This is a genomic window from Rhodoblastus acidophilus (assembly GCF_900187365.1).
In the GTDB taxonomy this organism is placed as follows: Bacteria; Pseudomonadota; Alphaproteobacteria; order Rhizobiales; family Beijerinckiaceae; genus Rhodoblastus; species Rhodoblastus acidophilus.
Genome location: NZ_FYDG01000072.1, coordinates 1 through 1,153, shown reverse-complemented (window position 1 = coordinate 1,153; position 1,153 = coordinate 1). Strand labels below are relative to the sequence as shown.

Sequence of the window (1,153 nt, the reverse complement as noted above, 5' to 3'; positions counted from 1 at the left end):
CCGACGGCGGCGGCGAGCTCCTTCAGCAATCGCGCCATCTCGCGCTGCTGCTGGATCATCAGGGTGATCAGATCGCGCAGGCTTGGGCCTTCGTCCTCAGGCTGTGCGGGGGTGAGGATCTCGATCAGATGCGCGAGCAAGCCGTGAACGGCCGCGACTTCCTCGCGCAGCATGCCCGTCGCTTCCAGGCCGGCGTTTTGACCTTGGTCGATCCCCTTGGCCAGGGCGATGAGCTTTATGAGCGCCTCGCGGGTGTCGAGAGGGGCGTCTGACTGGGCCTGCTCGGGGGCCGGGTTGTTTTCCGAGTCGGTCATGGAAGGCGGTCCTGTCCTGCGGGTGGCGTCGCCGGAGGAGCGCTCCGGCGGCAGGATCAGGATCGAGGCGGTTGGCGCGAAGTCGAAACGAGCGCCGCAATCAGTGCTTGCTCGGCGGCGTTTCGTCGTCCTTGTTCATCTTCACCTCTTTCAGATAGTCCAGGAGGGGGTCTTCCGCCGAGCCGGACGATCCGACCAGGGCGCGCAGCTTGGTCAGGACCGGCTGAAGGCGGCGCCATTCGATATCAAGCTCCCGCGCCTTGAGGGCCAAGAGCGTCGTCAGATCCAGCGTGCTTTCGCTCAAGAGGCCGGGCAGCGCCGTCCTGCAATGCGGGCAACGCTCCGTGAAACTGGTGAGCGTTGCGGCGTTGAAGGCCTGGGCGGTGGTCGTCGACCGTTCGATGATCGCCGTGATCGGAGCCAGGTTATCGAAGAGCTGATCGACCAGGCTCATGGTGTCGATGACGGTCACGGCCACTTCCTGGCCGCGCGCGCGTTCTTTCTTCAAACGCTCTGGATCCGCGGCCGGGGCGATCTTGGGCTGTTCGAGCGAAGGCGTCTGGTACTGGCCGGTCTTGCGGATTTGCGGCAGGACGTCGCTCGTCACCCATTTGAGGAAGCGCCGGGCGGCGGGTTTGCGGCTGCGGAAGATCAGTTGGTAGAGGCCGGATTCGTTCACCGCCTGCATTTTGCGGCGCCCTCGGCTGGCGTAGATAGAAACTACGCGAAGGTCTTCACGGTCGACAAAGGCCCGCTCCGGTGTCGCGACACCACTGGAGCGGGTCTGATTTTTCGTGCTGACGCCGCTCCCGACACGACGAGGCGCCCGAATGGCCACA

2 protein-coding genes are annotated in these 1,153 nt (G+C 64.8%); both read right to left on the bottom strand.

Annotated features, from left to right (window positions below):
• Positions 1 to 314, bottom strand: a 314-nt coding sequence (locus CFB24_RS22265) for a hypothetical protein (protein ID WP_141098597.1), incomplete at its 3' end; no start/stop codon positions are given.
• Positions 315 to 414: 100 nt separating this feature from the next.
• Positions 415 to 1,153, bottom strand: a 739-nt coding sequence (locus CFB24_RS22260) for a BRO-N domain-containing protein (protein WP_425332297.1), incomplete at its 5' end; no start/stop codon positions are given.